Origin of the sequence: Pseudonocardia sp. (assembly GCF_025965585.1) — a bacterium.
Classification (GTDB): domain Bacteria; phylum Actinomycetota; class Actinomycetes; order Mycobacteriales; family Pseudonocardiaceae; genus Pseudonocardia.
In genome coordinates this window covers 1-22185 of sequence record NZ_JAOPWR010000368.1, presented here as the reverse complement: position 1 = coordinate 22185, position 22185 = coordinate 1, and the positions used below count along the sequence as shown (strand labels likewise).

21 protein-coding genes and 1 pseudogene are annotated in these 22185 nt (G+C 72.5%); 11 read left to right on the top strand and 11 right to left on the bottom strand.

The window, feature by feature from the left end; all coding sequences use genetic code 11:
- Both JWR81_RS22575 and JWR81_RS22570 read left to right on the top strand, forming a co-directional pair.
- A partial coding sequence (locus JWR81_RS22575) for a CoA transferase (protein ID WP_297656562.1) occupies positions 1-904 on the top strand: 904 nt, incomplete at its 5' end.
- On the top strand, positions 901-2283 hold the full coding sequence (locus JWR81_RS22570; RefSeq protein WP_297656559.1) for an amidohydrolase family protein: 1383 nt from the start codon (positions 901-903) through the stop codon (positions 2281-2283). The genes JWR81_RS22575 and JWR81_RS22570, both read left to right, overlap by 4 nt.
- 176 nt (positions 2284-2459) lie before the next feature.
- On the opposite strand, the gene JWR81_RS22565 is transcribed toward JWR81_RS22570, so the two are convergent.
- The 10 genes from JWR81_RS22565 to JWR81_RS22520 all read right to left on the bottom strand — a co-directional run bounded on the left by JWR81_RS22565 (position 2460) and on the right by JWR81_RS22520 (position 13305).
- Positions 2460-2942 (bottom strand): (2Fe-2S)-binding protein, encoded by a 483-nt coding sequence (locus JWR81_RS22565; RefSeq protein WP_297656556.1) that lies wholly within the window; start codon positions 2940-2942, stop codon positions 2460-2462.
- Positions 2943-2965: 23 nt separating this feature from the next.
- On the bottom strand, positions 2966-3775 hold the full coding sequence (locus tag JWR81_RS22560; RefSeq protein WP_297656553.1) for an FAD binding domain-containing protein: 810 nt from the start codon (positions 3773-3775) through the stop codon (positions 2966-2968).
- A gap of 4 nt (positions 3776-3779) precedes the next feature.
- On the bottom strand, positions 3780-4523 hold the full coding sequence (locus JWR81_RS22555; protein ID WP_297656550.1) for an enoyl-CoA hydratase: 744 nt from the start codon (positions 4521-4523) through the stop codon (positions 3780-3782).
- The gene (locus JWR81_RS22550) at positions 4520-6823 is read right to left on the bottom strand and encodes a xanthine dehydrogenase family protein molybdopterin-binding subunit (RefSeq protein ID WP_297656547.1); all 2304 of its coding nucleotides are present in this window, start codon (positions 6821-6823) and stop codon (positions 4520-4522) included. The genes JWR81_RS22555 and JWR81_RS22550 overlap by 4 nt, the downstream gene beginning before the upstream one ends.
- Entirely contained in the window at positions 6820-7584 is a 765-nt protein-coding gene (locus JWR81_RS22545) for an SDR family oxidoreductase (protein WP_297656544.1), read from the bottom strand. The genes JWR81_RS22550 and JWR81_RS22545 overlap by 4 nt, the downstream gene beginning before the upstream one ends.
- Before the next feature lie 13 nt (positions 7585-7597).
- A complete protein-coding gene (locus JWR81_RS22540) occupies positions 7598-8392 on the bottom strand; it encodes an MBL fold metallo-hydrolase (RefSeq protein WP_297656539.1) in 795 nt (264 codons plus the stop codon).
- Positions 8392-9534 (bottom strand): zinc-binding dehydrogenase, encoded by a 1143-nt coding sequence (locus JWR81_RS22535; protein ID WP_297656535.1) that lies wholly within the window; start codon positions 9532-9534, stop codon positions 8392-8394. Before JWR81_RS22535 ends, JWR81_RS22540 begins: the two co-directional genes overlap by 1 nt.
- Positions 9531-10940 (bottom strand): aldehyde dehydrogenase family protein, encoded by a 1410-nt coding sequence (locus tag JWR81_RS22530; RefSeq protein ID WP_297656532.1) that lies wholly within the window; start codon positions 10938-10940, stop codon positions 9531-9533. The genes JWR81_RS22535 and JWR81_RS22530 overlap by 4 nt, the downstream gene beginning before the upstream one ends.
- A complete protein-coding gene (locus tag JWR81_RS22525) occupies positions 10937-11674 on the bottom strand; it encodes an SRPBCC family protein (RefSeq protein WP_297656527.1) in 738 nt (245 codons plus the stop codon). The genes JWR81_RS22530 and JWR81_RS22525 overlap by 4 nt, the downstream gene beginning before the upstream one ends.
- A gap of 83 nt (positions 11675-11757) precedes the next feature.
- Entirely contained in the window at positions 11758-13305 is a 1548-nt protein-coding gene (locus JWR81_RS22520) for a class I adenylate-forming enzyme family protein (RefSeq protein ID WP_297656524.1), read from the bottom strand.
- Positions 13306-13647: 342 nt separating this feature from the next.
- Between JWR81_RS22520 and JWR81_RS22515 the strand changes: the two genes are divergently transcribed.
- The 4 genes from JWR81_RS22515 (at position 13648) to JWR81_RS22500 (ending at position 16780) form a co-directional block, all read left to right on the top strand.
- The gene (locus JWR81_RS22515; RefSeq protein ID WP_297656521.1) at positions 13648-14322 is read left to right on the top strand and encodes a TetR/AcrR family transcriptional regulator; all 675 of its coding nucleotides are present in this window, start codon (positions 13648-13650) and stop codon (positions 14320-14322) included.
- The gene (locus tag JWR81_RS22510) at positions 14306-14896 is read left to right on the top strand and encodes a TetR/AcrR family transcriptional regulator (protein WP_297656518.1); all 591 of its coding nucleotides are present in this window, start codon (positions 14306-14308) and stop codon (positions 14894-14896) included. The genes JWR81_RS22515 and JWR81_RS22510 overlap by 17 nt, the downstream gene beginning before the upstream one ends.
- On the top strand, positions 14893-15861 hold the full coding sequence (locus JWR81_RS22505; protein WP_297656515.1) for an aldo/keto reductase: 969 nt from the start codon (positions 14893-14895) through the stop codon (positions 15859-15861). The genes JWR81_RS22510 and JWR81_RS22505 overlap by 4 nt, the downstream gene beginning before the upstream one ends.
- Before the next feature lie 130 nt (positions 15862-15991).
- A complete protein-coding gene (locus tag JWR81_RS22500; RefSeq protein WP_297656513.1) occupies positions 15992-16780 on the top strand; it encodes an SDR family NAD(P)-dependent oxidoreductase in 789 nt (262 codons plus the stop codon).
- A 154-nt stretch (positions 16781-16934) separates the two neighbouring features.
- On the opposite strand, the gene JWR81_RS22495 is transcribed toward JWR81_RS22500, so the two are convergent.
- Complete coding sequence (locus JWR81_RS22495; protein WP_297656511.1) at positions 16935-18383, bottom strand: aromatic acid exporter family protein; 1449 nt, start codon at positions 18381-18383, stop codon at positions 16935-16937.
- A gap of 191 nt (positions 18384-18574) precedes the next feature.
- On the opposite strand from JWR81_RS22495, the gene JWR81_RS22490 reads away from it, so the two are divergent.
- From JWR81_RS22490 to JWR81_RS22470, 5 genes and pseudogenes are all read left to right on the top strand, one after another.
- A complete protein-coding gene (locus tag JWR81_RS22490; RefSeq protein WP_297656508.1) occupies positions 18575-19579 on the top strand; it encodes a LacI family DNA-binding transcriptional regulator in 1005 nt (334 codons plus the stop codon).
- Positions 19576-20361 (top strand): DeoR/GlpR family DNA-binding transcription regulator, encoded by a 786-nt coding sequence (locus JWR81_RS22485; protein WP_297656505.1) that lies wholly within the window; start codon positions 19576-19578, stop codon positions 20359-20361. The genes JWR81_RS22490 and JWR81_RS22485 overlap by 4 nt, the downstream gene beginning before the upstream one ends.
- 86 nt (positions 20362-20447) lie before the next feature.
- Positions 20448-20603, top strand: a pseudogene (locus JWR81_RS22480) (dihydroxy-acid dehydratase); the annotation flags it as partial.
- Positions 20604-20835: 232 nt separating this feature from the next.
- Positions 20836-21840, top strand: coding sequence for a TIM barrel protein (locus tag JWR81_RS22475; RefSeq protein WP_297656499.1), 1005 nt, complete (start codon positions 20836-20838; stop codon positions 21838-21840).
- Positions 21837-22185 (top strand): Gfo/Idh/MocA family oxidoreductase (locus JWR81_RS22470; protein ID WP_297656496.1); only part of this gene is annotated, 349 nt, incomplete at its 3' end. The genes JWR81_RS22475 and JWR81_RS22470, both read left to right, overlap by 4 nt.

Sequence of the window (22185 nt, the reverse complement as noted above, 5' to 3'; positions counted from 1 at the left end):
CGGCGCCCTGGTCGGCGCCGACCTGCCCGCCGACCCGTGGCCGGCCGTCGCCGCCTGGCTGCGCGAGCACCCCGGGGCCGAGCTCGCCGAACGCGCCGAACTGCTGGGCGTCGCCGCCGCGCCCGTCGCTCCATCGTCGCCTGCCCCACCGCCCGTTCCCGGTCCGGGTCGGTCGGCGGAGGGCCTGCGCGTGGTCGACTTCAGCGCCCTGTGGGCCGGACCGTTGTGCGCGCACCTGCTCGGGCTCGCCGGCGCCGACGTGGTGAAGGTCGAGACCCCGCAGCGCCCCGACGGCGCCCGCCGCGGCGACCCCGGCTTCTACCGGCTGCTGCACGCCGGCCACCGCTCCGTCGTCCTCGACCCGGCCGACCCCGCCGCACGGCACGCGATGGCCGCCCTGGTCGAGGCCGCCGACATCGTCGTCGAGGCCTCCAGGCCACGGGCACTGGCCGGGTTCGGCCTCGACGCCCACGCCGCCGCGGCCGCGGGCACCACCTGGATCTCGATCACCGCCGCCGGGCGTGCGTCGAACCGGGTCGGGTTCGGCGACGACGTCGCCGCGACGGCGGGTCTGACCGCGCTCGACCACCGCGGGCGACCCGTGTTCTGCGGCGACGCGATCGCCGACCCCCTGACCGGCCTGACCGCCGCCACGCTCGCCCTCACCAGCCCGCCCGGCACACTGCTCGACATCGCGATGACCGACGTCGTGGTGGCCACCATCGACCGGCCGGTCGGTCCCGCCCCCACCGCACACAGAAGCGACGACGGCTGGGTCGTCGACACCTCCGGCGGGCCGGTGCCCGTGGCCCTGCCACAGCGGCGGCCGGTCGCGGGCGAGGCACCGAGCAGCGGGGCCGACACCGCCGCGGTGCTCGACGAGCTCGGCGTCCCCGCACCGTGACGGGCCTGCTGCTGCGCGACGCCGAGATCGAAGGGCGCCGGGCGGACCTGCGGATCACCGGCGCCACGGTCGCCGAGATCGGTGCCGCGCTCCCCCGCCGCCCGGGCGAGGAGGAGATCGACGCCGACGGCGGAGCGGTGATCCCCGGCCTCACCGACCACCACCTGCACCTGCACGCCCTCGCCGCGGTCGAACGCTCCGCCCGCTGCGGCCCACCCGCCGTCCACGACCGCGCCGCGCTGGCCGCCGCCCTCGCCATGGCCCCGGCCGACGAGCACGGCTGGGTACGCGGCGTCGGCTACCACGAATCGGTCGCCGGACTCCTCGACGCCGCAGGACTCGACACGCTCCACGCCCGGCGCCCGGTCCGGGTCCAGCACCGCAGCGGAGCGCTCTGGATCGTCAACGGTCCCGCCGCACAGATCCTCGACCTCGCCCGCGCCGACCACCCGGGCGTCGAGCGCGACGCGCACGGACGACCCACCGGACGGCTCTGGCGAGCCGACGACTGGCTGCGCACCCGCCTGCCGCACGGCGCCCCGCCCGACCTCACCGCGGTCGGTGCCCGGCTCGCCCGGTTCGGCATCACCGCCGTCACCGACGCCACCCCCGACCTCGATGCGGCCGCGCTCGACGCTCTGGGCCGCGCCGGAGCGGTACCCCAGCACGTCACCCTGCTCGGGACACCGCTCGGCGAGCGACCACCGGCCGGAACAGCGACAGGCCCGTACAAGATCGTGATGGCCGACTCCGGCCTCCCCGACCTCGACGCGCTCACCCGCCGCATCCGCGCCGCGCACAGCACCGGCCGCGGGGTCGCCGTGCACTGCGTGAGCCGCGAGGCCCTCGTCCTGCTGCTCGCCGCCCTCGACAACACCGGCGCCCACTCCGACGACCGCGTCGAGCACGCCGCGCTCGTCCCGGCCGAGCTGATCGGAGACCTCCGCCGACTCCACGTCGTGACCCAGCCCGGGTTCCTCGCCGACCGTGGCGACCGCTACCTGCTCGACCTGCCCGCCACCGACCACGCCGACCTCTACCGCTGCCGTTCCCTTCTCGACGCCGGCGTGCCGCTCGCGCTCTCCAGCGACGCCCCCTACGGCCCCCTCGACCCCTGGGCCGTCATCGCCTCCGCCGTCGACCGCCGGGTGCCCGGCGGAGCCGTGGCCGGCCCGGCCGAGCGCCTCACCCCTGCGATCGCACTCGACGCCTACCTCGCGCCGGCCGACAACCCCGGCGGACCACCGCGCCGCGTCCGACCAGGCGAGCCCGCCGATCTCGTGCTCCTCGACGCCCCGCTACGCGACGCCCTCACGGCCCCGCACGCCGACTCCGTGCGTGCGACCCTGATCGGCGGGCGCATCGTGCACGGTGGGTGAGCCGGCCGCCGTCGGCGACGGAGTCGAACAGCTCGGGCACCTCGAGCCAGGTGACGCCGGGGCGCAGGAACGGCCGGCGAGCCCTTCACATCACGGTCGGCGGCTACCTGCCGGCCGAAAGGCAGTCGCCCCGCCGGCCCCATGGCGCCGGCCTGCCGTCTGCTCGCGGTCGAGCCTCACTGCACGTCGGTGCTCTCCTTCAGCACCTCGCCCGCCGCGGCGACGGCGTCGACGATCCCCTGGTAGCCGGTGCAGCGGCAGATGTTGCCCGACATCTCCGCGCGGATCGTCTCGCGGCTGGGTTCGGGGTCGTTGTCGAGCAGGTGCAGGGCGCTCATGAGCATGCCGGGGGTGCAGAAGCCGCACTGCAGGCCGTGGTGGGCGACGAACGACTCCTGCAACGGGTGCAGTTCGCCGTCCTCGCCCTCCAGCCCCTCGACCGTGGTGACCGACGAGCCGTCGGCCTGCACCCCGAACATCAGGCAGGCGCGCGCGGGCTGCCCGTCGACGAGCACGGTGCAGGCACCGCAGACGCCGTGCTCGCACCCGAGGTGGGTGCCCGTGAGACCGCAGTCCTCGCGCAGGGTGTCGGCGAGGGTGCGGCGGGGCTCGATGTCGAGCCGGACGCGCTCGCCGTTGACGCTGAAGGTGACGTCCATCGGTTCTCCCTTGAGGGTTCGGGCTAGTCGATTCCGGCCTGGGCCAGCGCGCGACGGACCATCTCGGCGGCTATCGCGCGGCGGAACGGTGCCGAGCCGTGCAGGTCGGCGGTGGGGTCGATCTCGGCGGACGCAGCCGCCGCGGCCTCGCGGGCGGTGCCGCCGTCGGCGAGCACCTGCTCTGCCTGGGCAGCCCGGACCGGGACGGCGGCGACGCCACCGAGGGTGATGCGGACGGCGTCGTCGATCTCCGTGACGACGGCGGTGACGAGCGCGAAGTCCCCGTGCCGGCGGGCGAACTCGGCGAAGCCCCAGCGTGTGGGCTTCGGGAACCGGATGGTGGTGATCATCTCGTCCTCGGCGAGCGAGGTCACCAGTGCGCTCACGAACAGTTCGTCCGCCGCGACGGTGCGGGTCCCGCCCGGTCCGGCGATGCTGATCGTCGCGCCGGAACCGACGGCGACGACCGGGAGCTCGGCCGACGGATCGGCGTGCGCGATGCTCCCGCCGGCGGTGCCGCGGGTGCGGATCGCGGTGTGCCCGATCCACTTCGCCGCCTCCGCGAGCAGCGGGTGACGTGTCTGATCGACGAGGGCGGAGTGCCGGGTCAGGGCACCCACGTCGACCGCTCCGTCGTCCGACCGGATCGAGCCCAGGCCTGCGATCCGGTTGACGTCGACGAGCACGGACGGCCGGGCCATCCGCAGGGCGAGTACGGGCACCAGGCTCTGGCCGCCGGCGAGGATCTTGCCGTCACCGTCGGCGTCGGCCAGGGTCTTGACGACCTCCTCCACGCTGCTGGCGCGGACGTAGTCGAACGGGGCGCACTTCATCGGGTCATCTCCCCTCGAACACGGGCGGGCGTTTCTCGGTGCGGGCGCGGCGGCCCTCCACGAAGTCCTCGCTGGCCCAGCAGGCCTCGAACGCGGCGTCGAGGCCCTTGGTGTCCGGGCCCGTCGCGTCCAGCTCGGGCTCGAAGACCTCGTTGAGCACCTGCTTGGAGTAGGCGACGGTCAGCGGCGCGAGGGATGCCATCCCCTCCGCCCACTCGATCGCCTGCTCCAGCGCACCCGTGCGTTCCACGAGACCACAGCTGCGTGCAGCGTCGGCGTCGAGTTGGTCGCAGGCGAGCAGGATCGCCCGGGCTGTGCCGTTGCCTGCCAGCAGAGCGAGCCTGCGGATCGTCCACGGGTCCACAGCGAGTCCGATCTTCGCGGTCGGCACGCCGAAGACCGCACCGGGCGCGGCGACCCGAAGGTCCGCGGCGATCGCGAGCTGGGTGCCCGCACCGATGGCCGGACCGTTCACCGCCGCGATGACCGGGACCGGCGCATCGGTGACGGCGTGCAGCATCGCGTAGAGGGCGTCGCGGAAGTCGGCGGTGTACACCTCGCCCAGGTCGGCGCCGGAGCAGAAGCTCGTCCCGGCACCGGTGAGGACGATCGCCCGGGCACCGCCCGCGACCGCGTCTCCGACGGCGTCGCGGATCGCGTGGCACAGCGCGACGTTCAGCGCGTTGCGTTTGTCCGGCCGGTTCAGTGTGATCACCGCGACGCGGTCGTGGACGAGGGTGTCGATCACTGCAGTTCCTTCCAGACGCTCGCGGGGGTGATCGGGAGGGTGTCGATCCGGACGCCGAGGGCGTCGGCGATCGCACCCGCCAGCACGGCGTTGGGGCCGAGCGTGCCGCCCTCCCCCACCCCGCGGACGCCGAGCGGGTTGTTCGCGGGCTGCGCGACGTGGCCGATGACCATGTCGGGCACCTCGGCGCTGGTCGGCATCAGGTAGTCCAGCAACGTGCCGGTGGAGAGGTTGCCGTCGTCGTCGTAGATCAGGTGCTCGTACATCGCGCCACCGATGCCCTGCGCGATCGAGCCCATGATCTGGCCGTCGACGATCTGCGGGTGCATGGCCCGTCCGGCATCCTCGACGCACACGTACCGCAAGATCGTCAGCTCGCCGGTCACCCGGTTCACCTCGATCGCCGCGACCTGGGCGCCCGCGGCGAACGCACCGCGGATCGGGTCGTAGAACCTCGTGGCCTCCAGCCCGGGCTCGATTCCCTCGGGCAGCCGGTTCGACTCCAGGTACGCCACCCGCGCCACCTCGGCCACCGAGATCCGCGGCTTCGGCTCGCCGACGACGGAGATCTCGCCGTCCTCGATGCGCAGGTCCGCGGCGTTGGCCTCCAGCAGGCCCGCGGCCAGGAGCAGCACCTTCTCCTTCACCGCCTCGGCGGTGCGGTGCGCGGCACCGCCGCCGATCACGGCCTGGCGTGAGGAGAACGCTCCGAAGCCCCACAGCGACTCGTCGGTGTCGCCGATCCGGACGTCGACGTCGTCGTAGGCGACGCCGATCCCGTCGGCGACGATCTGCGCCATCGTGGTCTCCAGGCCCTGGCCCTGCGACGTGACGCCGGAGAAGACCGTGACCCGGCCGTCGGGGTTCATCCGCACGGTGCACGCGTCGTGCCCGGTCCGGAACGGCATTCGCGGCCCGGCACTGGCCGCCCGTCCGAGACCGGTGAGCTCGTTGTAGCAGGCGAAACCGATTCCGATCGGATGCTCGTCGGTGCTCCGGCGGCGTTCCTGCTCGGCCCGGAACTCGTCGTAGCCCAGCGCGTCGAGGGCCTTGGTGAGGCACTCGTCGTAGTGACCTGAGTCGTCGACCAGGCGCGACGGCATCTTGTACGGGATGTCCTCCGGCCGGATCAGGTTCCGGCGGCGGATCTCCACACCGGACAGCCCGAGCTCACGGGCACCGTCGTCGAGCACGGCCTCCATGGCGAACACGCTCGCCGGACGGGCGACCCCGCGGTAGGGGCCCGAGGGCGAGGTGTTGGTCGCCACGCCGCGCACCGTGGCGCGGTAGTTCGACAGCTTGTACGGCCCCGACAGCAGCCCGCCCGCCATCAGCGGCTCGATGCCCGCCGTCCACGGGTACACCGAGTAGGCCCCGACGTTGCAGGTCACGTCCGCCTCGACAGCGAGCAGCGTGCCGTCGGCGGCGAAGCCGGCCTTCATCAGATAGCGGTGGTCGCGGGCGTGGGTGGCGGCCAGCAGGTGCTCGGCACGGTCCTCCACCCACTTGAGCGGCACACCCGGCATCGCGCGCGCCATCAGGCACAGCGCGATGTCCTCGGGGTAGAGCACGGCCTTGACGCCGAACCCGCCGCCGACGTCCGGAGCGATCACCCGGACGTTGCCCTCGGGCAGGTCCATCAGCTCGGCGATCATGTTCCGGACGATGTGCGGCACCTGGGTGCCGTTCCAGAAGGTCAGCTTGCGGTCCGAGGCGTTCCACAGCGCGACGCCGGCCCGGCACTCCATGGGGTTGCCGGCGTGCCGGTTGGTGATCAGCTCCCGCTCGACGACGACCGCGGCCGCCGCGAACCCGTCCTCCACGGACCCGGCGTCGAACGTCCGCTCCAGCAGGACGTTGTCCGGCGCCTCCGGGTGCACCGGCTCACGAGGGGTCTCCCACGCGCAGACCGTGGGCGGCAGCGGGTCGTAGTCGACCTCGACGAGCTCGATGCCGTCCTCGGCGCGGTAGCGGCTCGCCGCGACCACAGCGGCGACCGTCTCACCGGCGAAGCAGACCTTCTCGTGGGCGATCACCGGCTGGTCGGTCTCGACGTAGGACGGCAGCGCGGACTGCGCGCGCAGCACGACGTCGGAGAAGTCCGCGCCGGTGAACACCCGGTAGCCCGCTTCACGGGCCGCGGAGGCGTCCACACCGGTGATCCGGGCGTGCCCGTAGGGGCTGCGCAGGAAGGCGACGTGCCGCATCCGGGGCAGCTCCAGATCCGACACGTAGCGACCGTGGCCGGTCACCAGCCGCCGGTCCTCCTTGCGTCGCACGCTGTTGCCGAGGCTGCTCATGGCATTGCGTACCCGCCGTTGACGGACACGACCTGCCCGGTGGTCCAGGACGACAGCGGCGAGGCCAGCAGCAGCACCATCGGGGTGATGTCGTCCGGGTGCCCGACGCGGCGCAGCGGGTACTGGGCGAGGATCTTCTTCATCTGCTCCGCCTCGGGCGTCCCGGCGTGCGCGTCGAAGTTGTCCGTGCGCACCAGGGCGAGGGACACGGCGTTGGCGCGGATGCCGAACCGGGCGAGCTCCTTGGCCAGCGAGCGGGTCAGACCCACCGTCGTCGAGCGCGCGGTGGCGGTGACCAGCAGCCCGGACTCGCCGACCCGGCCCGAGTCGCCCATCAGGTTGACGATCGAGCCGGACTTGCGCTCGGCCATCAGCTTCGCGACGGCGTGGGTGATCTGCAGGGTGCCGGTGACGGTGACGTCGACCTGCGGCGCCCAGTCCTGCGGCGTGGACTCCAGGAAGCGCTGCTTCTTGGTGACCGCGGAGTTGTTGACCAGGACGTCGATCGGCCCGAGCTCGGTCTCGGTGCGCTCCACGATGGACGCGACGGCGGCCGCGTCCCGCAGGTCGCCGCCCACCGCGATCGCCTTCACACCCAGCTCGGATGCCTCGGCGGCGGCCTTCTCGGCTCCGTCACCGGAGGAGTTGTAGTGGAACGCGACGTTGGCGCCCTCGCGGGCGAAGCCGAGGCCCAAAGCCTTGCCGAGGCCCTGCCCCGACCCGGTGACCAGGACGTTCTTGCCTGTCAGCTGGAGATCCATGGTGTCCTGCCTCTCAGATGGCGCGGAAGGTGCGGTTGCCGGACGTGGTGACCACGCGGCCGAAGCGCAGGCCCGGGAAGTGGGCGCCGACCACGAGGTCGGTCGAGTCGGCGACCTCGTCGGCCAGCGCGTTGCGGACGGCACTCGCCGCGACCGGGTCGACGTCGAACACCGCCTCCCAGTCCCGCTCGGCCAGCTCGACCACCGAGTGGACGACGTCGCCGAGCAGCAGCGCACGCTCGTCTCCGCTGGACACCACGTAGACGGTGGAGCCGGGGGTGTGGCCGGGAGCGGGGCGCGCGGTCAGCCCCGGCGCGAGGGTGACCCCGCCGTCGAACGTCTCCAGCTGCGGGGCCAGCGGGGAGAGCTTGCGGACGGCCCCGGGCTCGGCGTCGGCCGACTCGACGAAGTGCGCCCAGTCGTCGGCGTGCACCCGGTAGGTGGCGTTCGGGAACACGACCTGGCCCTTCTTCGTGGCCCAGCCGACGTGGTCGAAGTGCAGGTGCGTGAACACGACGTCGGTGACGTCCTCGGGGCCGATCCCGTACTCGCGCAACGAGTCCAGGAAACCGCCGCCCGCGTACTTCCCGTTGTCGATCGTGCCGACCCCGGCGTCGACCAGGACGGTGCGGTCCCCGGTGCGGACGAGGAAGCCGCCGAGCGGCATGTTGAGGACCCCGTCGGCGTCGAGGTGCTCGGCGTGGCACGACCACGCGTCGGGCACCCCCGGCCGGCTCAGCACCTCGGTGGCCTGCTCGCGGCCCGTGCCGTCGAGCACGGGCAGGATCTCGATGGTCCCGATCTTCATCACGCACCCCCGTCCGGGCGCAGGACGGTGCGGATGCCGCGGCCGGCCGCCAGCTCGTCCAGCGCTGTGTTCACGTCGGTCAGCGTGCCCGCTCCGGTGACCAGCTGCCGGAGGTCGAGATCGCCCGAGCGGACCCAGTCGAAGAAGCGCGGCATGTCCGTCGCGGCGTCGAGCGAGCCGGCGACGCAGCCGCGCAGCGTACGGGCGAAGTGGAACAGCTCCAGGGCGCTGAACGACACCATGTCGTCCTTACCACCGATGCCGACCACGGTGGCCGCGCCGCCACGTCGGGTCATCGACCACATGTCGCGGATCGTGCGTGCCGAGCCGACGCAGTCGAACACGAAGTCGGCGCCGCGCTTCTCGGTCAGCCCGCGCACGGCCTTCTTCGTGTCGTCGTCGGCCGCCAGGAAGTGCGTGGCCCCGGCCGCCTTCGCCATCTCGGCCTTGTCGGTGTTGCGGTCCACGGCGATGATCGTCGACGCGCCGGCGAGCCGGGCGCCCTGGATCACCGAGAGCCCGACCCCGCCGAGGCCGACGACCAGTACCGAGGAGTCCGCTGTGACGTGCGCGGTGCTCACGACCGCTCCGACCCCGGTGGTGACGGCGCAGCCCAGCAGCGCGGCGTCGGCGGTGTCGATGTCGTCGGGCACCGCGACGACGGCGCCGCGGGGCACCACGGTCTGCTCGGCGAACGAGCCGACGGTCAGGCCCGGGTAGACGGGCTCGCCGTCGCCGGTGACGGCGTAGGGCTCCCCGGCCCGGGAGGAGCCGGTGGCGCACAGGTGCGGCTCGTCGTGGGTGCAGTGGAAACACCGCCCGCACGAGGTGATCCACAGCAGGATCACCCGCTGGCCGAGGTTCAGGTCGGTGACCCCCGCGCCGGTCTCGACGACCGTGCCGCACGCCTCGTGGCCGAGCACGGCGGGCAGCGGCTGGGCGAGCACACCGCGGGCGAGCGAGAGGTCCGAGTGGCACACGCCGGTCTGCTCGATGCGCACCCGCACGTCCCCGGGACCGACGGCCTTGAGCCGGATGGTCTCGACCGCCATCGGCTCACCGACCACCCGCAGGACGGCCGCCCGCACCTCGTGCGGGTACTCGGTCCCGTCGACCAGGACTGCTTCGGTCTGCGTGGTCATCGCTGCACCGCCTTGATCTCGCACACGTCGGCGATGCCGTACTCGCCGATCTCACGTCCCGTCCCGGACTGCTTGAACCCGCCGAACGGGGCGCCCGGGTTGAACGCGCCGCCGTTGACGTCGACCTGGCCGGTCTGCAGCCGAGCCGCCACGGCCAGCGCCGCGTCGCCGTCGGAGCCCCAGACCGCACCGCCGAGGCCGTAGATGCTGTTGTTCGCGATCGCCACGGCGTCGTCGTCGGAGCCTGCGGCGAGGATCGCGAGCACCGGGCCGAAGACCTCCTCCTGAGCGAGCCGGGAGTCCGGATCCACGCGGGAGATCACCGTCGGGGAAACGTAGTAACCGCGCTCGGGGAGCTCCGCACCGCCGTACACGGTGGCCGCCGAGGCGCCGCCCGCCGCCGGGTCGAGGAACGACTCGACCTCCTTGCGCTGCTCCGCGGAGACCAGCGGGCCGAGTCGGGGGCCGGGCGTGTACTTCGCCGCGGCCGCCGCGGCCAGCTCCTCGACCTGCTCGATCCGGTCCGCAGGCACGATGAGGCGCGAGAGCGCGGTGCAGGTCTGGCCGCCGTTGAGGAAGCAGTTCGCAACGGTGATCTTGACGGCCTTGGCGAGCAGCTCGTCGTCGGTGTCGGCGAGCACCACGCTGGCGGACTTGCCGCCCAGCTCAAGGGTGACCCGCTTGAGGGTCTCCGCCGCGACGCCGGCGATCTGCCTGCCGACCGGGGTGGAGCCGGTGAACGACACCTGGTCGACGCCCGGGTGGCGGGTGAGCAGGTCGCCCACGACCCGGCCGCTGCCCGGCACCAGATTGAACACGCCGGCGGGGAGCCCGGCGGTGTCGAACGCGCGGGCCAGCTCGAACGCGGCCAGCGGGGTGAGCCCGGCCGGCTTGAGCACGACCGTGGCGCCCGCGGCCAGCGCCGGGACCACCTTCACGATCACCTGGTGCAGCGGCAGGTTCCACGGCGTGATCGCCGCGACCACACCGACCGGCTCGCGGCGGATCAGCGAGTTGCCGATCTCGCTGGTGAACGCGAAGCGCTCCAGGGCCTCGATGGTGGCGTCGACGACGGCGAGCGGGGTGTCGACGTGCAGGGCGCGCGCCACCCTGGGCGGAGCTCCCAGCTCGCGCGTGACGGTGTCGGCGAAGACGTCGGCGCGCTCGGCGATCACGTCGCGGACGCGGCGCAGCACGGCGGCACGCTCGGCGACCGGGGTGGCGGCCCAGCCCGGGAACGCCGCGCGAGCCGCGGCGACCGCGGCCTCGACGTCGTCGGTCGAGGCCTGGGTGATGACCCCGGTGACCTCCTCCGTCACCGGGTCCACCACCTCCAGGTCGCTGCCGCCACCGGGCACCCACCGCCCGTTGATGTAGAGCGCGGTCTCCCGCTGGATCTCGGTCATCGGATCCCCTCCTCGGGGTTGCTGCCGGGCAGGACGATGTTCAGGACGATCTGTGCCGGGCCACCGGCGCGGCCGCCGGACCTGCCGCGACGGCCGAGGAGCAGACCGAGGAGCAGACCGGCCACCGCCGCGGCGACGGGCACGATCTGCTTCAGCGCGGCGCTGCTTCCCACGGACATGAGGTCGAGCGGCTCGACGTCGTCGATGCTGCGCCGGACGGGCGGGGCGGGGTCTGCAGACGGGGTGCTCGGGGCCGGGGTGCTCGCGGACGAGGCCGGTTCCGGCGAGCCGGACGCCGCCATCTCCTGCTCCAGCCGCGTCGCGAACTGCCCGATCAGCTTGCCGCTGACGTCGGCGATCACGCCCCGGCCGAACTGGGCCACCCGCCCGGCCAGCTCCAGGTCCGTGTCGATGGTGACCTGCGTGCCGGAACCCTGCGCGGTCAGCTTCAGGTCGATCGTGGCGGCGGCGTTGCCCTGGCCCCGGACATCCCGGCCCTCGGCACGCAGCACCGCGTGGTGGGCGGCGTCGTCTCGCTCGGCGAACCGCGCGACGCCCTCGTACTGGGCGGTCACCGGGCCGACCTTGATCTTCACCGCCCCGCGGTAGTCGTCACCCTCGACGCCGAGCAGCGCGGCCCCGGGCAGGCAGGGGGCGACCCGTTCGAGATCGGTGATGACCTCCCAGGCCCGTTCCACCGGCTGGGAGACGCTGAACGTGTTGGTCAGCTCCATTGCCGCTCCTTCGCTAACTAGCGCTCTTTAGTAACCCTAGGCTGCTCGTCGTCGCCCCACCAGGCGGGGTCGTCGGTGCTTCGTCACAGCCTTTGCTGCAGCTGGAAGCGGAGGATCTTCCCCGACCCCGTGCGCGGGATCTGCTCCACCTCGATGAGCCTCTCGGGCAACTTGAACGACGACAGCCGCTCCCGGGCGCACGCCAGCACGGCGTCGTGGTCGAGAGTGCCCGGGTCCCGCGGCACCACGAACGCGACCGCGACCTCCCCGAGATGGTCGTGCGGGACCCCGACCACGGCGGCGTCGCGGATCTCGTCGGACGCGAGCAGGGCGTCCTCCACCTCGGCCGGGTAGATGTTCTCCCCGCCGCGGATGATCAGCTCCTTGGTCCGGCCGCTGATCCGCAGGTAGCCGTTCTCGTCACGACGGGCCAGGTCACCGGTCCGGTACCAGCCGTCGACGAGCACTGCGGCGCTCGCTTCGGGCAGGTTGTGGTAGCCGGGCGTGACGTTCGGGCCCTGCACGCAGAGCTCGCCCTCCTCCCCCGGCAGGACGTCCCGGCCGCCGGCCGGGTCGACCAGACGCACCGACAGGCCGGGCAGCGGCAACCCGCACGAGCCCATCACCCTGGACCCCGTCGGCCAGTTCATCGTGACCATCGTCGAGGTCTCGGTGATGCCGTAGCCGTCGAGCAGCGGCACCTCGAACGCCTTCTCGAAGCCCTCGTTCACCGCGGCGGGCAGGATCGCGCCCGCCGAGATGCACATTCGCAACGCGGGAGCCCCGAGCCCGTCGGGGCCGCCGCGGTCGAGCAGGTAGTGGAACATCGTCGGCACGCCGGGCAGGACGGTGACGTCCCCCTCGGGGCCACCGTGACGCAGCCGGGCCTGGACGTCCTGCACGGAGAAGCGCGGGAGGATGCGCTCACTCGCCCCCACCGCCGCGACCCCCAGCACGCACAGCACCAGCGCGTAGGAGTGGAAGAGCGGGAGCGCGGAGAGCAGCACGTCGCCGGGGCCGATACCGGCGATCGGGGCCCAGCACGCGGCCACCACCCAGAAGCACCCGCGCTGGGTCAGGTACACGCCCTTGGGACGCCCGGTGGTGCCCGAGGTGTAGAGCATCCAGGCCACGTCGTCGAGCTCGAGGCAGTCGCGGGGGTCCTGGACGGACGGCGCGCCGAGCAGGTCCGCGTAGGCGATCTCCCGGCCGGCCGATCCGCCCCCGACCACGATCACGGCGAGCAGGCCGTCGCGTTCGGCCGCGAGCGAGCGCACCAGGTCGAGGTGCGCCGCATCGGTGACGACGACCCGGGAGCCGCTGTCGTCGAGGATGTGTGTGACCTCGGCCGTGGCCGCCCCCGGGTTCGCGCACACCGCGATCGCGCCGGCCCGCGGGATCGCCAGATAGGACTCGGCCACCTCCACCCGGTTGTCCAGGTAGAGCAGGACGCGGTCGCCGCGCTCGACGCCGAGGGCCTGCAGGTGTCCGGCCAGCCGGGCCGTGGTCGTGGCGAGCTCGCCGTAGGTGACCGCGCGCTCGTCGTCGACGAAGGCGACGGTGTCCTGGCGCAGCCGGGCGTGCCCGTCGAGGATCTCGGGCACCGTTCTGATCAGTTCTGTGTGCAGCACCGCTGCTCCTTCGGGCTAGTGGACGGAGGCGGAAGTTCGGCCCGGCGACCAGCATGATCACGATGGCGACCGCGCCGATCCGGCTGCGGCCCACCGCGCGACGCCCGTCTCGTCGCCGGTCTCGCGGCCGCGCCGGACCACGTTGACCACAGGTCGTGAGCGACCGCACCCGACGCCGACAGGACCGGCCCGGCGACCACAGGGTCGGTGGACATCGAGCCGTCCTGGTGTCTTGCCATCGAGGATTCCTCCGGCGCTGGAGCGGGCGACTACGAGCTAACGCTCGTTCGTACGGAAAAGCTAGCTAACGCTCATTCGTATGACAAGGGTAGGGTTCGGGACATGCCTCCGGTGCGAGCCGACCCAGGATCAGCGGACGGCCGCCTCGGCGTCACGGCCGACGCCGTGCTCGACGCGGCGCTCACGCTGTTCGCCGCCCGCGGCTACCACGGAACCGCCGTCAGCCAGATCGCCGCCGCGCTCGGCATCCGCACCCCGAGCCTCTACAACCACATGCGCTCGAAGCAGGACCTGCTCGAGACGATCGTCGAACGCACTCTCGACGAGGTCCTCGACGACTTCCGGACCGCTGTGGGGGATCTGACCGATCCCGCCGAGCGACTGCGCCGGGCCACCCGCGCCTACGCCCTGCGACACGCGACCCATCGGCGCGAGGCGCTGGTCGTCAACCGGGACACCACGAGCCTGCCGGAGCCCACCATGACTCGGATGCGTGAGCGACGCCGGGACCACGAGCGGGTCGTGCGTGCCGTCATCGCCGACGGCATCGACTCCGGCGCGTTCCACGTCGACTCCCCCGCGCTCGCGTCGTTCGCGATCCTCGAGATGTGCGTCAGCATCGCCCGCTGGTTCCGGGAGGACGGCGCGCGCAGCGCCGAGCAGGTGGCCGACGAGTACACGGACTTCGCGCTGCGCATCGTCGGGTTCGTGCCGGCCCCGGACAGCACGGATCGACAGGCGGACGGGACAGGAGGGCCGGATGGCTCGGATCGGTGAGCGGGCCACGGTCACCAGTGCGGCGGTGCTCGACTCGGCCCTGACGCTCTTCGCGGAACGCGGGTACCACGGGACCGCCCTGAGCCAGATCGCCGAGGCGCTCGAGGTGCGTACCCCGAGCCTCTACAACCACATGCGCGCCAAGCACGACCTGCTGCTGACCATCATCGACCGGACCGTCACCGGAGTGCTCGACGACTTCACGACGGCCACGGCCGGACGCACCGACCCGCTCGACCGGCTGCGCAACGCCACGCGGATCTACGCGCTGCGGCATGCGACCCACCGCCGCGAGGCGATCGTCGTCAACCGCGACACCTCGAGCCTCGACGAGCCCCACCGCGCCGCGATGCAGGCACTGCGGCGCCGACACGATCACGCGCTCCGCGGGATCATCGAGGACGGAGTGGCTGCCGGGAGGTTCACCATCGAGTCGCCCGCGCTCGGATCGTTCGCCATCCGCGAGATGTGCGTCAGCGTCGCGCGGTGGTTCCGCGACGATGGCCCCATCACCCCCGAGCAGGTCGCGGACGAGTACACCGAGTTCGCCGTCCGCATCGTGAGCGCCGAATGACGAAGCGGGAGTTGTTCGACGGTGGTCCGCGGGTCGGCGCCGTCGGTCTCGGCTGCATGGGCATGTCCTGGGCGTACTCGCCCGCCGAGCGCGACTCGGCCCGGTCGGTGGCGGTGATCAGGTCCGCCGTGGCCCGAGGGGTCACGTTGATCGACACCGCCGACGTGTACGGCCCATTCCACAACGAGGAACTGGTCGGCGAGGCGGTGGCCGGGCTGCCACCCGCAGACCGTGAGCAGGTCGTGGTCGCGACCAAGGGTGGGCTGGTCGTGACCGACCGCAGATCCGGCCGGGTACCGGGCCCGAACGGGCGACCGGAGCACATCCGCCGGGCGTGCGAGGAGTCGCTGCGCCGGCTCCGCGTCGAGGCCATCGACCTCTACCAGCTTCATCGTGTCGATCCGGCCGTGCCACTCGCGGAGACGTGGGGCGCCATGGCGGAGCTCGTGCAGCGCGGGGACGTCCGAGCCGTCGGGATGAGCGAGGTCGACGTGGATCAACTCGACGAAGCCGCTGCCATCCATCCGGTGGCCACGGTCCAGTCGGAGCTGTCGATCTGGACCCGCGACCCCCTCGACCGGGTGCTCCCCTGGTGCGCCGATCACGGGGCCGGTTTCATCCCGTTCTCCCCGCTCGGCCGTGGGTTCCTCACCGGCACGCTCGTCCCCGACGCCTTCGACCGCAGGGACTTCCGCGCCCACAACCCACGGTTCACCGACGAGGCGATGACGGCCAACGCGAAGATCCTCGACGCCGTGCGCACCGTGGCCGCGCGCCACGGCGCCACTCCCGGCCAGATCGCCCTGGCCTGGGCGCTCGCGCAGGGCGACCGGGTGGTGCCGATTCCTGGCACCACGCGCCCGGAGCGGGTGGCCGAGAACGCGGCGGCGGCTCACCTGGTTCTCGAACCGGAGGACAGGGCCCTTCTGGATGCCGTCCCGGCCACCTTCGGCGCCCGCTACTGAACGATCAGGCCCGCGGACATGGCGGTCGAGCGGAGCGTCGTTGCCGGTCGATGGAAGTGCCCCTTCATCGCGCTCACCCTCTCACCCGGGGGCGGGAGTATCGCAGCGGCTCAGGAGAGGCTGGTGGACGATGCCCCACGCGTGGAACTTCGCGGGCGAGCGGGTCCTGGTGAGCGGCGGGGCCGGCGGGATCGGGCCGGCCATCGGCGAGGCGTTCGTCCGTGCCGGCGCTCGCGTGGTGCTCCTCGGCCGTGACATCGCGACGCTCACGAAGGCGGTCGAGGTCGCCGCGGCCGCCAGCGAAGGGGACGCATCGGGTGTGGTCTGCGATCTGCAGGACGCGGGTGAGATCGCGCGTGCCACCGGCGAGGTGATCGATCGCCTCGGCGGGATCGACATCCTCGTCAACAACGCCGGCGTGTCGATGCACGTCCCGCTCGTCGAGTGCACCGATGAGGTGATCGACCTGAACCTCGACGTCAACCTGCGCGCCGTGATGCTGCTGACGCGCGGGCTCCTGCGCGGGATGCTCCAGCGAGGCCGCGGCAGCGTCGTCAACGTGTCGTCGCAGGCGGCCGAACGCGGTTGGCCCGAGAACACCCACTACAGCGCGAGCAAGGCCGGAGTGCTCGGGTTCACCCTCGCCCTGGCGGCCGAGGTCGCGCCCGCGGTCCGCGTCAACGCCGTCTGCCCGGGCATGGTGATGAGCGGGATGATGCGGGGCAACATCCGGGCCACCAGCGAGCACAAGCACATCTCCTACGACGAGGCGTACGAGGAGTGGAGCTCGGGGATTCCCATGGGACGAATGCAGCGCACCACCGACATCGCCAACGCCGTGCTCTTCCTGGCGTCCGATGACGCCAGTGAGATCACGGGTGAGGCGTTGAACGTCAGTGGCGGCCAGACGACGCACTGATACGCCGGCTGCGGATTCCTGTGGTCGGGCATTGCCCCACGTGGGGCAGAGATCGAGGACGAGTCGTGGGCTGACGGCGCGGGACACGCAGATCACCATGCAGTCGTCGGCGTCGGCTGGAGCCTCGACCGTCGAAGCGCCCTGTGTCGCGTCGTCACCATCCGGGCGCTTCGCCCCGCTGATCGACCCGACGGGCGGCGTCATCACGCTCGCGTCGCATCTCTCCGACCGGCGTCGCGGCAGTGTTGTCGGCGGGTTCGGGCGTAGCTCGGCCTCTGGTCCTTCCCTGCCGTGCCGCCAGGTCGGCCCGCTTGATCAGATCGACCCGCTTGATCAGATCGACCCGTTCGCCGAGCTGACGGGTTGTGCTGCGCAGCCGTCCCACCGCCTGGGACGTGGACCTCCGGGCGCGTTCCGCCTCCTGCTGCGCCGTCCGGAGCCGCGCGTGCTCGGCGTCGTCGAGCTCGTGCAGCACCCGGTCCGCGGTGGTGAGGATCGCCGAGTTCAACTCCCAGAGCCCCTGGCGGCCCCGCGGGTCGGCGAGCAGCAGCTCCTCCACCCCGGCCCGCTCCCGGCGCAGGGCCGCCAGAGCCGCGGTCAGGTCGGCCTCCTCCGCCTCTCCGGACGACTCGATCTCGGCGCAGAGCAACCGGCCGAACGCGTGGACGACGGTGGCGAGCCCGGCCATCAGGCCGGCGGCGCTGCGACGCACGTCGTCCGCATAGGCGGGGTCCTCCTGCACGCCCGTGCGCTCCAGCGTCGCGTCGTAGACGGCGCGGAACAGCGTGCGGGTCGACACCGACGTGTGCTCCAGCGCATCGAGCCCCTCGCGCAGGTTGCGCTCGCTGCGCGGGGTTCCCAGCGCGCGCACGTTGAGCCGCCTGCTCTCCTCGGCCTGGGCCAGCGCCAGGTCGACCTGGGGGGCGTGCCGATTGAGCCTGCGCGCGTCGTCGAGCCACCGGGCCGCCTGCTCCACCTCGACCGTTCCTGCGGTCAGGGCGCCGGCGGCGTCCTCGAGCATGCCGGCGATCTCCCCGGCGAACTTCTCGACGGCACGCCCCGCGTAGCGCGTCTGCACCGCGGGGGGGAACGCGACATTGACCAGCACGCCGACCGCCGCGCCGACGAACGTCTCGACCACCCGTCCGGCGCCGACGGATTCCGCCCCCGTCGCGTACCCGACGCCGAGCACGAGCATCGCGCTGATCGGCACCTCCACCAGGTGCGGGCCGAGCCTGAGGATCTGGCCCACGAGGATCGACGCCGCCACGAGCGCGCCGAGGCTCCACCAGGTGAGCCCGACGAAGGACACGAACAGCACCGCCAGCGCAACGCCGGAGACCACGCTCAGCACCCGCTGCACGCCGCTCCGGAGCGTGCTGGCCAGCGTCGCCTGCACGACCAGCAGCGCGGTGAGCGCGGCGATGAGCGGCGGCGGGTTCCGTAGCCCGACCAGCTCGGCCACGAGGAAGGCCGCCACGGTGGCGAGGGTGAGGCGGCCGGCGCGGAAGGCCGCGGACCGGCCCCGTTCCCGGCACCGCCGCACGACGTCGGCGACGAACCGCCCCACCGCCGCGCGCACCCCGCGCCACCAGCTCGCCATCCCGTCATCGTCCGCGATCCGCGTCGCCACCGGAAGAGCTGTGATGTGCGGTCGCCGCGCAGGAGCGGTCGCGACGCGATGACGTGTGCGGACGCCTCGGTGCTCCGAAAACCTCCGCCGTCTTTGCCCCGGATGGCGGTGGCATGTTTCAGAAACCGGTTTCATACTTCTTGCAGGAGCGAGGAGGGCGCATGTCGATCCGTGATGTGGCGGCCAGGGCCGGAGTGTCACCCGCCACGGTGTCGCGCGTGTTCACCCAGCCCGGTGCGGTCGCCGTGGGAACGCGAGAGCGTGTCCTCGCGGCGGCCGAGGAGATGCACTACGCGCCGCACCCCGTTGCGCGCTCGCTCGCTCGAGGCCGCACCGGCGCCATCGGCATCGTCGTGCCGGACATCGCGAACGCGTTCTCCGCGGCCATCACCAAGGCGGTGCAGCAGGAGGCCCGGCGCGACGGCTACGCGCTCTTCGTGTCCGGCTCCGACGAGCACCCGCAGGACGAGGAGCTGTGGGCCCGGGCGATGGCGCCCCAGGTGGACGGGCTGCTGCTGGCCTCACCTCTCATGTCGGACGACGCCCTGCGCGAGCTGGCCGAACTGGTGCCCGTCGTGCTCGCCAACCGGCTGGTCGACGGCATCCCCGCGGTCGTCACCGACGCGACCGAGGCCACCGCGCACGCCGTCGAGCACCTGCACGCGCTCGGGCACCGCAGGATCGTCTACCTCGCCGGCCCGACGGGGAGCTACTCCAACGAGATCCGGCTGAGCGCCTACCGCGCGACCTGCGAGCTGCTGGGGATGAAGGCGACCGAGCTCGGACCGTTCCAGGCCCGGTTCTCGTCCGGGGTACGCGCCGCGGACCTGGTGCTCGCCGGCGATGCGACGGCCGTACTCGCCTACGACGACGAGGTGGCTGTGGGAGTGGTCAACCGACTCTCCGACCGTGGGGTCCGCGTGCCGGCCGACGTCAGCGTGGTCGGCTTCGACGACACCTCGTTGGCCGAGATGGTCACACCCCGGCTCACCACGGTCCGGCTGCCCGCGGCCGCCGCGGGCCGCCAGGCGGTGCGCATGCTGCTCCACGTGATCGGCGGCCGGGACGGCAACCTCCGCACCCGGCTGGCGCTGCCCGCCGAGCTCGTCGTGCGCGCCAGCTCCGGTCCCGTCACCGGACGGGAGAGGACCTCCCCCACGCCATGACCTATCCCGACACCCGTAACGAGGGCGCCGGCGAGCGCCGTATGTGGATCACGGCCGCGGTGCGGTCCGCCGGGTTCATCGCGATCGCCGACGTCGCCCGGCAGCTGGGCGTGTCGACCATGACCGTCCGGCGCGACCTGCACGTGCTGGAGGCGGCCGGGCAGGTGCGCCTCGTCCACGGCGGGGCCACGCTCGCCCTGTCCGAGCTGTGCGGCCGCGTCTTCCCCGACGACGGCGACGCCGCGGCCCGGGCCAGGGTCGCGGGCCGCGCGGCCGAGCTGGTCGGGCCGACGGACACGATCGCGGTGGATGCGGGTCCGACGGCGTACGCGTTGGCGCGAGCCCTTCCGGACGGATTCCGCGGGTCGGTCATCACCCACTCGATGCCGGTGCTGCACCTGCTCGACGAACGCCGGCCGCCACCGCGGACCGTCGCACTCGGCGGCGAGCTGCTCGCCGACCGCCACGCCTTCGTGGGCCCGTCCGCGGAGGCCGCCGTGGCGCAGCTGCGGGCGCGCACGTTCTTCCTGTCCACGGCCGCGGTGGACGCTCGAGGCACCTACTCGCCCTCACCCGCGGAGGCCAGCGTGCAGCGCCGGCTGATGGAGATCGCCGACGAGGTGGTGCTCGTCGCCACCCACGACGTGTTCACCAGCTCGGCGCCCGCCCGCGTCGCACCGCTGGAGCGGCTGACCGGTGTGGTGACGGACCGGCCGCTCCCGCAGCCCGTCGTCGCAGCGCTGCGCGGGGCGGACGTCCTGGTCCACATCGTCGAACGGTGAGACGGCACCGCGACCGGACCTTCGAGAACGGTCGATCACCGTCACCGGCGTGTTGACGCCCCCCTCCCGCTGCTGTCGAACATTCGCCCGTCGGGACCTACCTGATGGAGGACTTCTTCCACGCCGGCGGTCTGCCCGCGCTGCTGCACAACCTCGGTGAGCTGCTCGACACGTCCGCGCGCACCGCGAACGGCGCGACGCTGGGCGAGAACGTCGCGACCGCCACGGTGTTCAACGGGTAGCCGCAGCACATCCTGCAGGCCGACGAACGATGCGACTTCGGCTTCCTCGGGGCCCGCACGCCCACCCCGGAGCCGGAGATCCGCTGATCGGTCCCCCGCCTCGCGGGACACGACCGTTCTCATACAACGGAATCCCGGTCGTGATCACCGGATACCCGTCCAGGCCGGTGCGATCGTGACCTCGCGCCGACCAGCACCCGTTCCTCACCCCCGCCACCGAGGAGGCACCACAGTGACGAACGACCTCGCGACGAACGACCTCGCGACGAGCGATCTCGCGACTAACGACCTCGCCCGGCTGCAGCTGGGCACCGCACCCGACTCGTGGGGAGTCTGGTTCCCGTCCGACGCCCACCAGGTGGGCTGGCAGCAGTACCTCGACGAGGTCGCCCGAGCCGGCTACCTCTACACGGAACTCGGACCGCAGGGCTTCCTGCCGCAGGACCCCTCGCAGCTGCGCGACGAGCTGGACAGCCGGGGACTGACCGTCTCCGGCGGCACCGTCTTCGCCGGGCTGCACCGGGGCAAGGACGCCCTGGACAAGGCCAAGAAGGACTTCGGCCGGGAGGCGCGGCTGCTCAGCGCGGTCGGCGCGGAGTACCTCGTCCACCTGCCCGACCAGTACACCGACATGCACACGGGTGAAGCCACCGAGGCGACCGAGATCGATCCCGATCACTGGAAGAACCTGGTGACCGGCACCGACGAGCTCGCGCGGTACCTGCAGGAGGAGTTCGGCGTCGCGCTGGTGTTCCACCCCCACGTCGACACGCATGTCGACACCCAGGAACGCGTGGAGCGGTTCCTGTCCGACACCGATCCCGAGTTCGTGAACCTGTGCCTGGACACCGGGCACATCTCCTACTGCGCCGGGGACAACGTCCAGATCGTCGAGCGCTTCCCCGAGCGGATCACCTATGTACACCTCAAGCAGGTCGATCCGGAGGTCCGCGAGCGGGTCCGGCGGGAGAACCTCTCGCTGGCCGAGGCCGTGCCGCTCGGTGTGATGTGCGAGCCGCCCTACGGCGACCCGCCGATGCCGCCGCTCCTCGCCGCGCTCGCGAACCTCGACCGGGACGTGTTCTGCGTGATCGAGCAGGACCTCTACCCGGTGGAGCCGGACATCCCGCTCCCGATCGCCGCCCGCACCGCCGGCTACTTCGTCGCGTGCGGGCTCGGGCCCGTCCGGCGCTGGCCTTACCGACCGATCGACCGGACGAAAGGACAGCTCCCGTGACGGTGAACGTGGGTGTGATCGGTGTCGGGATGATCGGTCAGGACCATATCCGCAGGTTGACCACGGTGTTGTCGGGGGCCAGGGTTGTCGCGGTCAGCGATGTGGACGTGGACCGGGCGGGGTCGGTCGCGCCGGACGGGGCGTCGGTTCATGGGAGCGGTCAGGAGCTGATCGCGGATCCGGGTGTCGATGCGGTGGTGGTGACCTCGTGGGGGCCGTCGCACGAGGAGTACGTGCTGGCCGGTATCGCGGCGGGTAAGCAGGTGTTCTGCGAGAAGCCGTTGGCGACCACCCGGGAGGCGTGCGAGCGGATCCTCGATGCCGAGGTGGCCGCGGGCCGGCGCC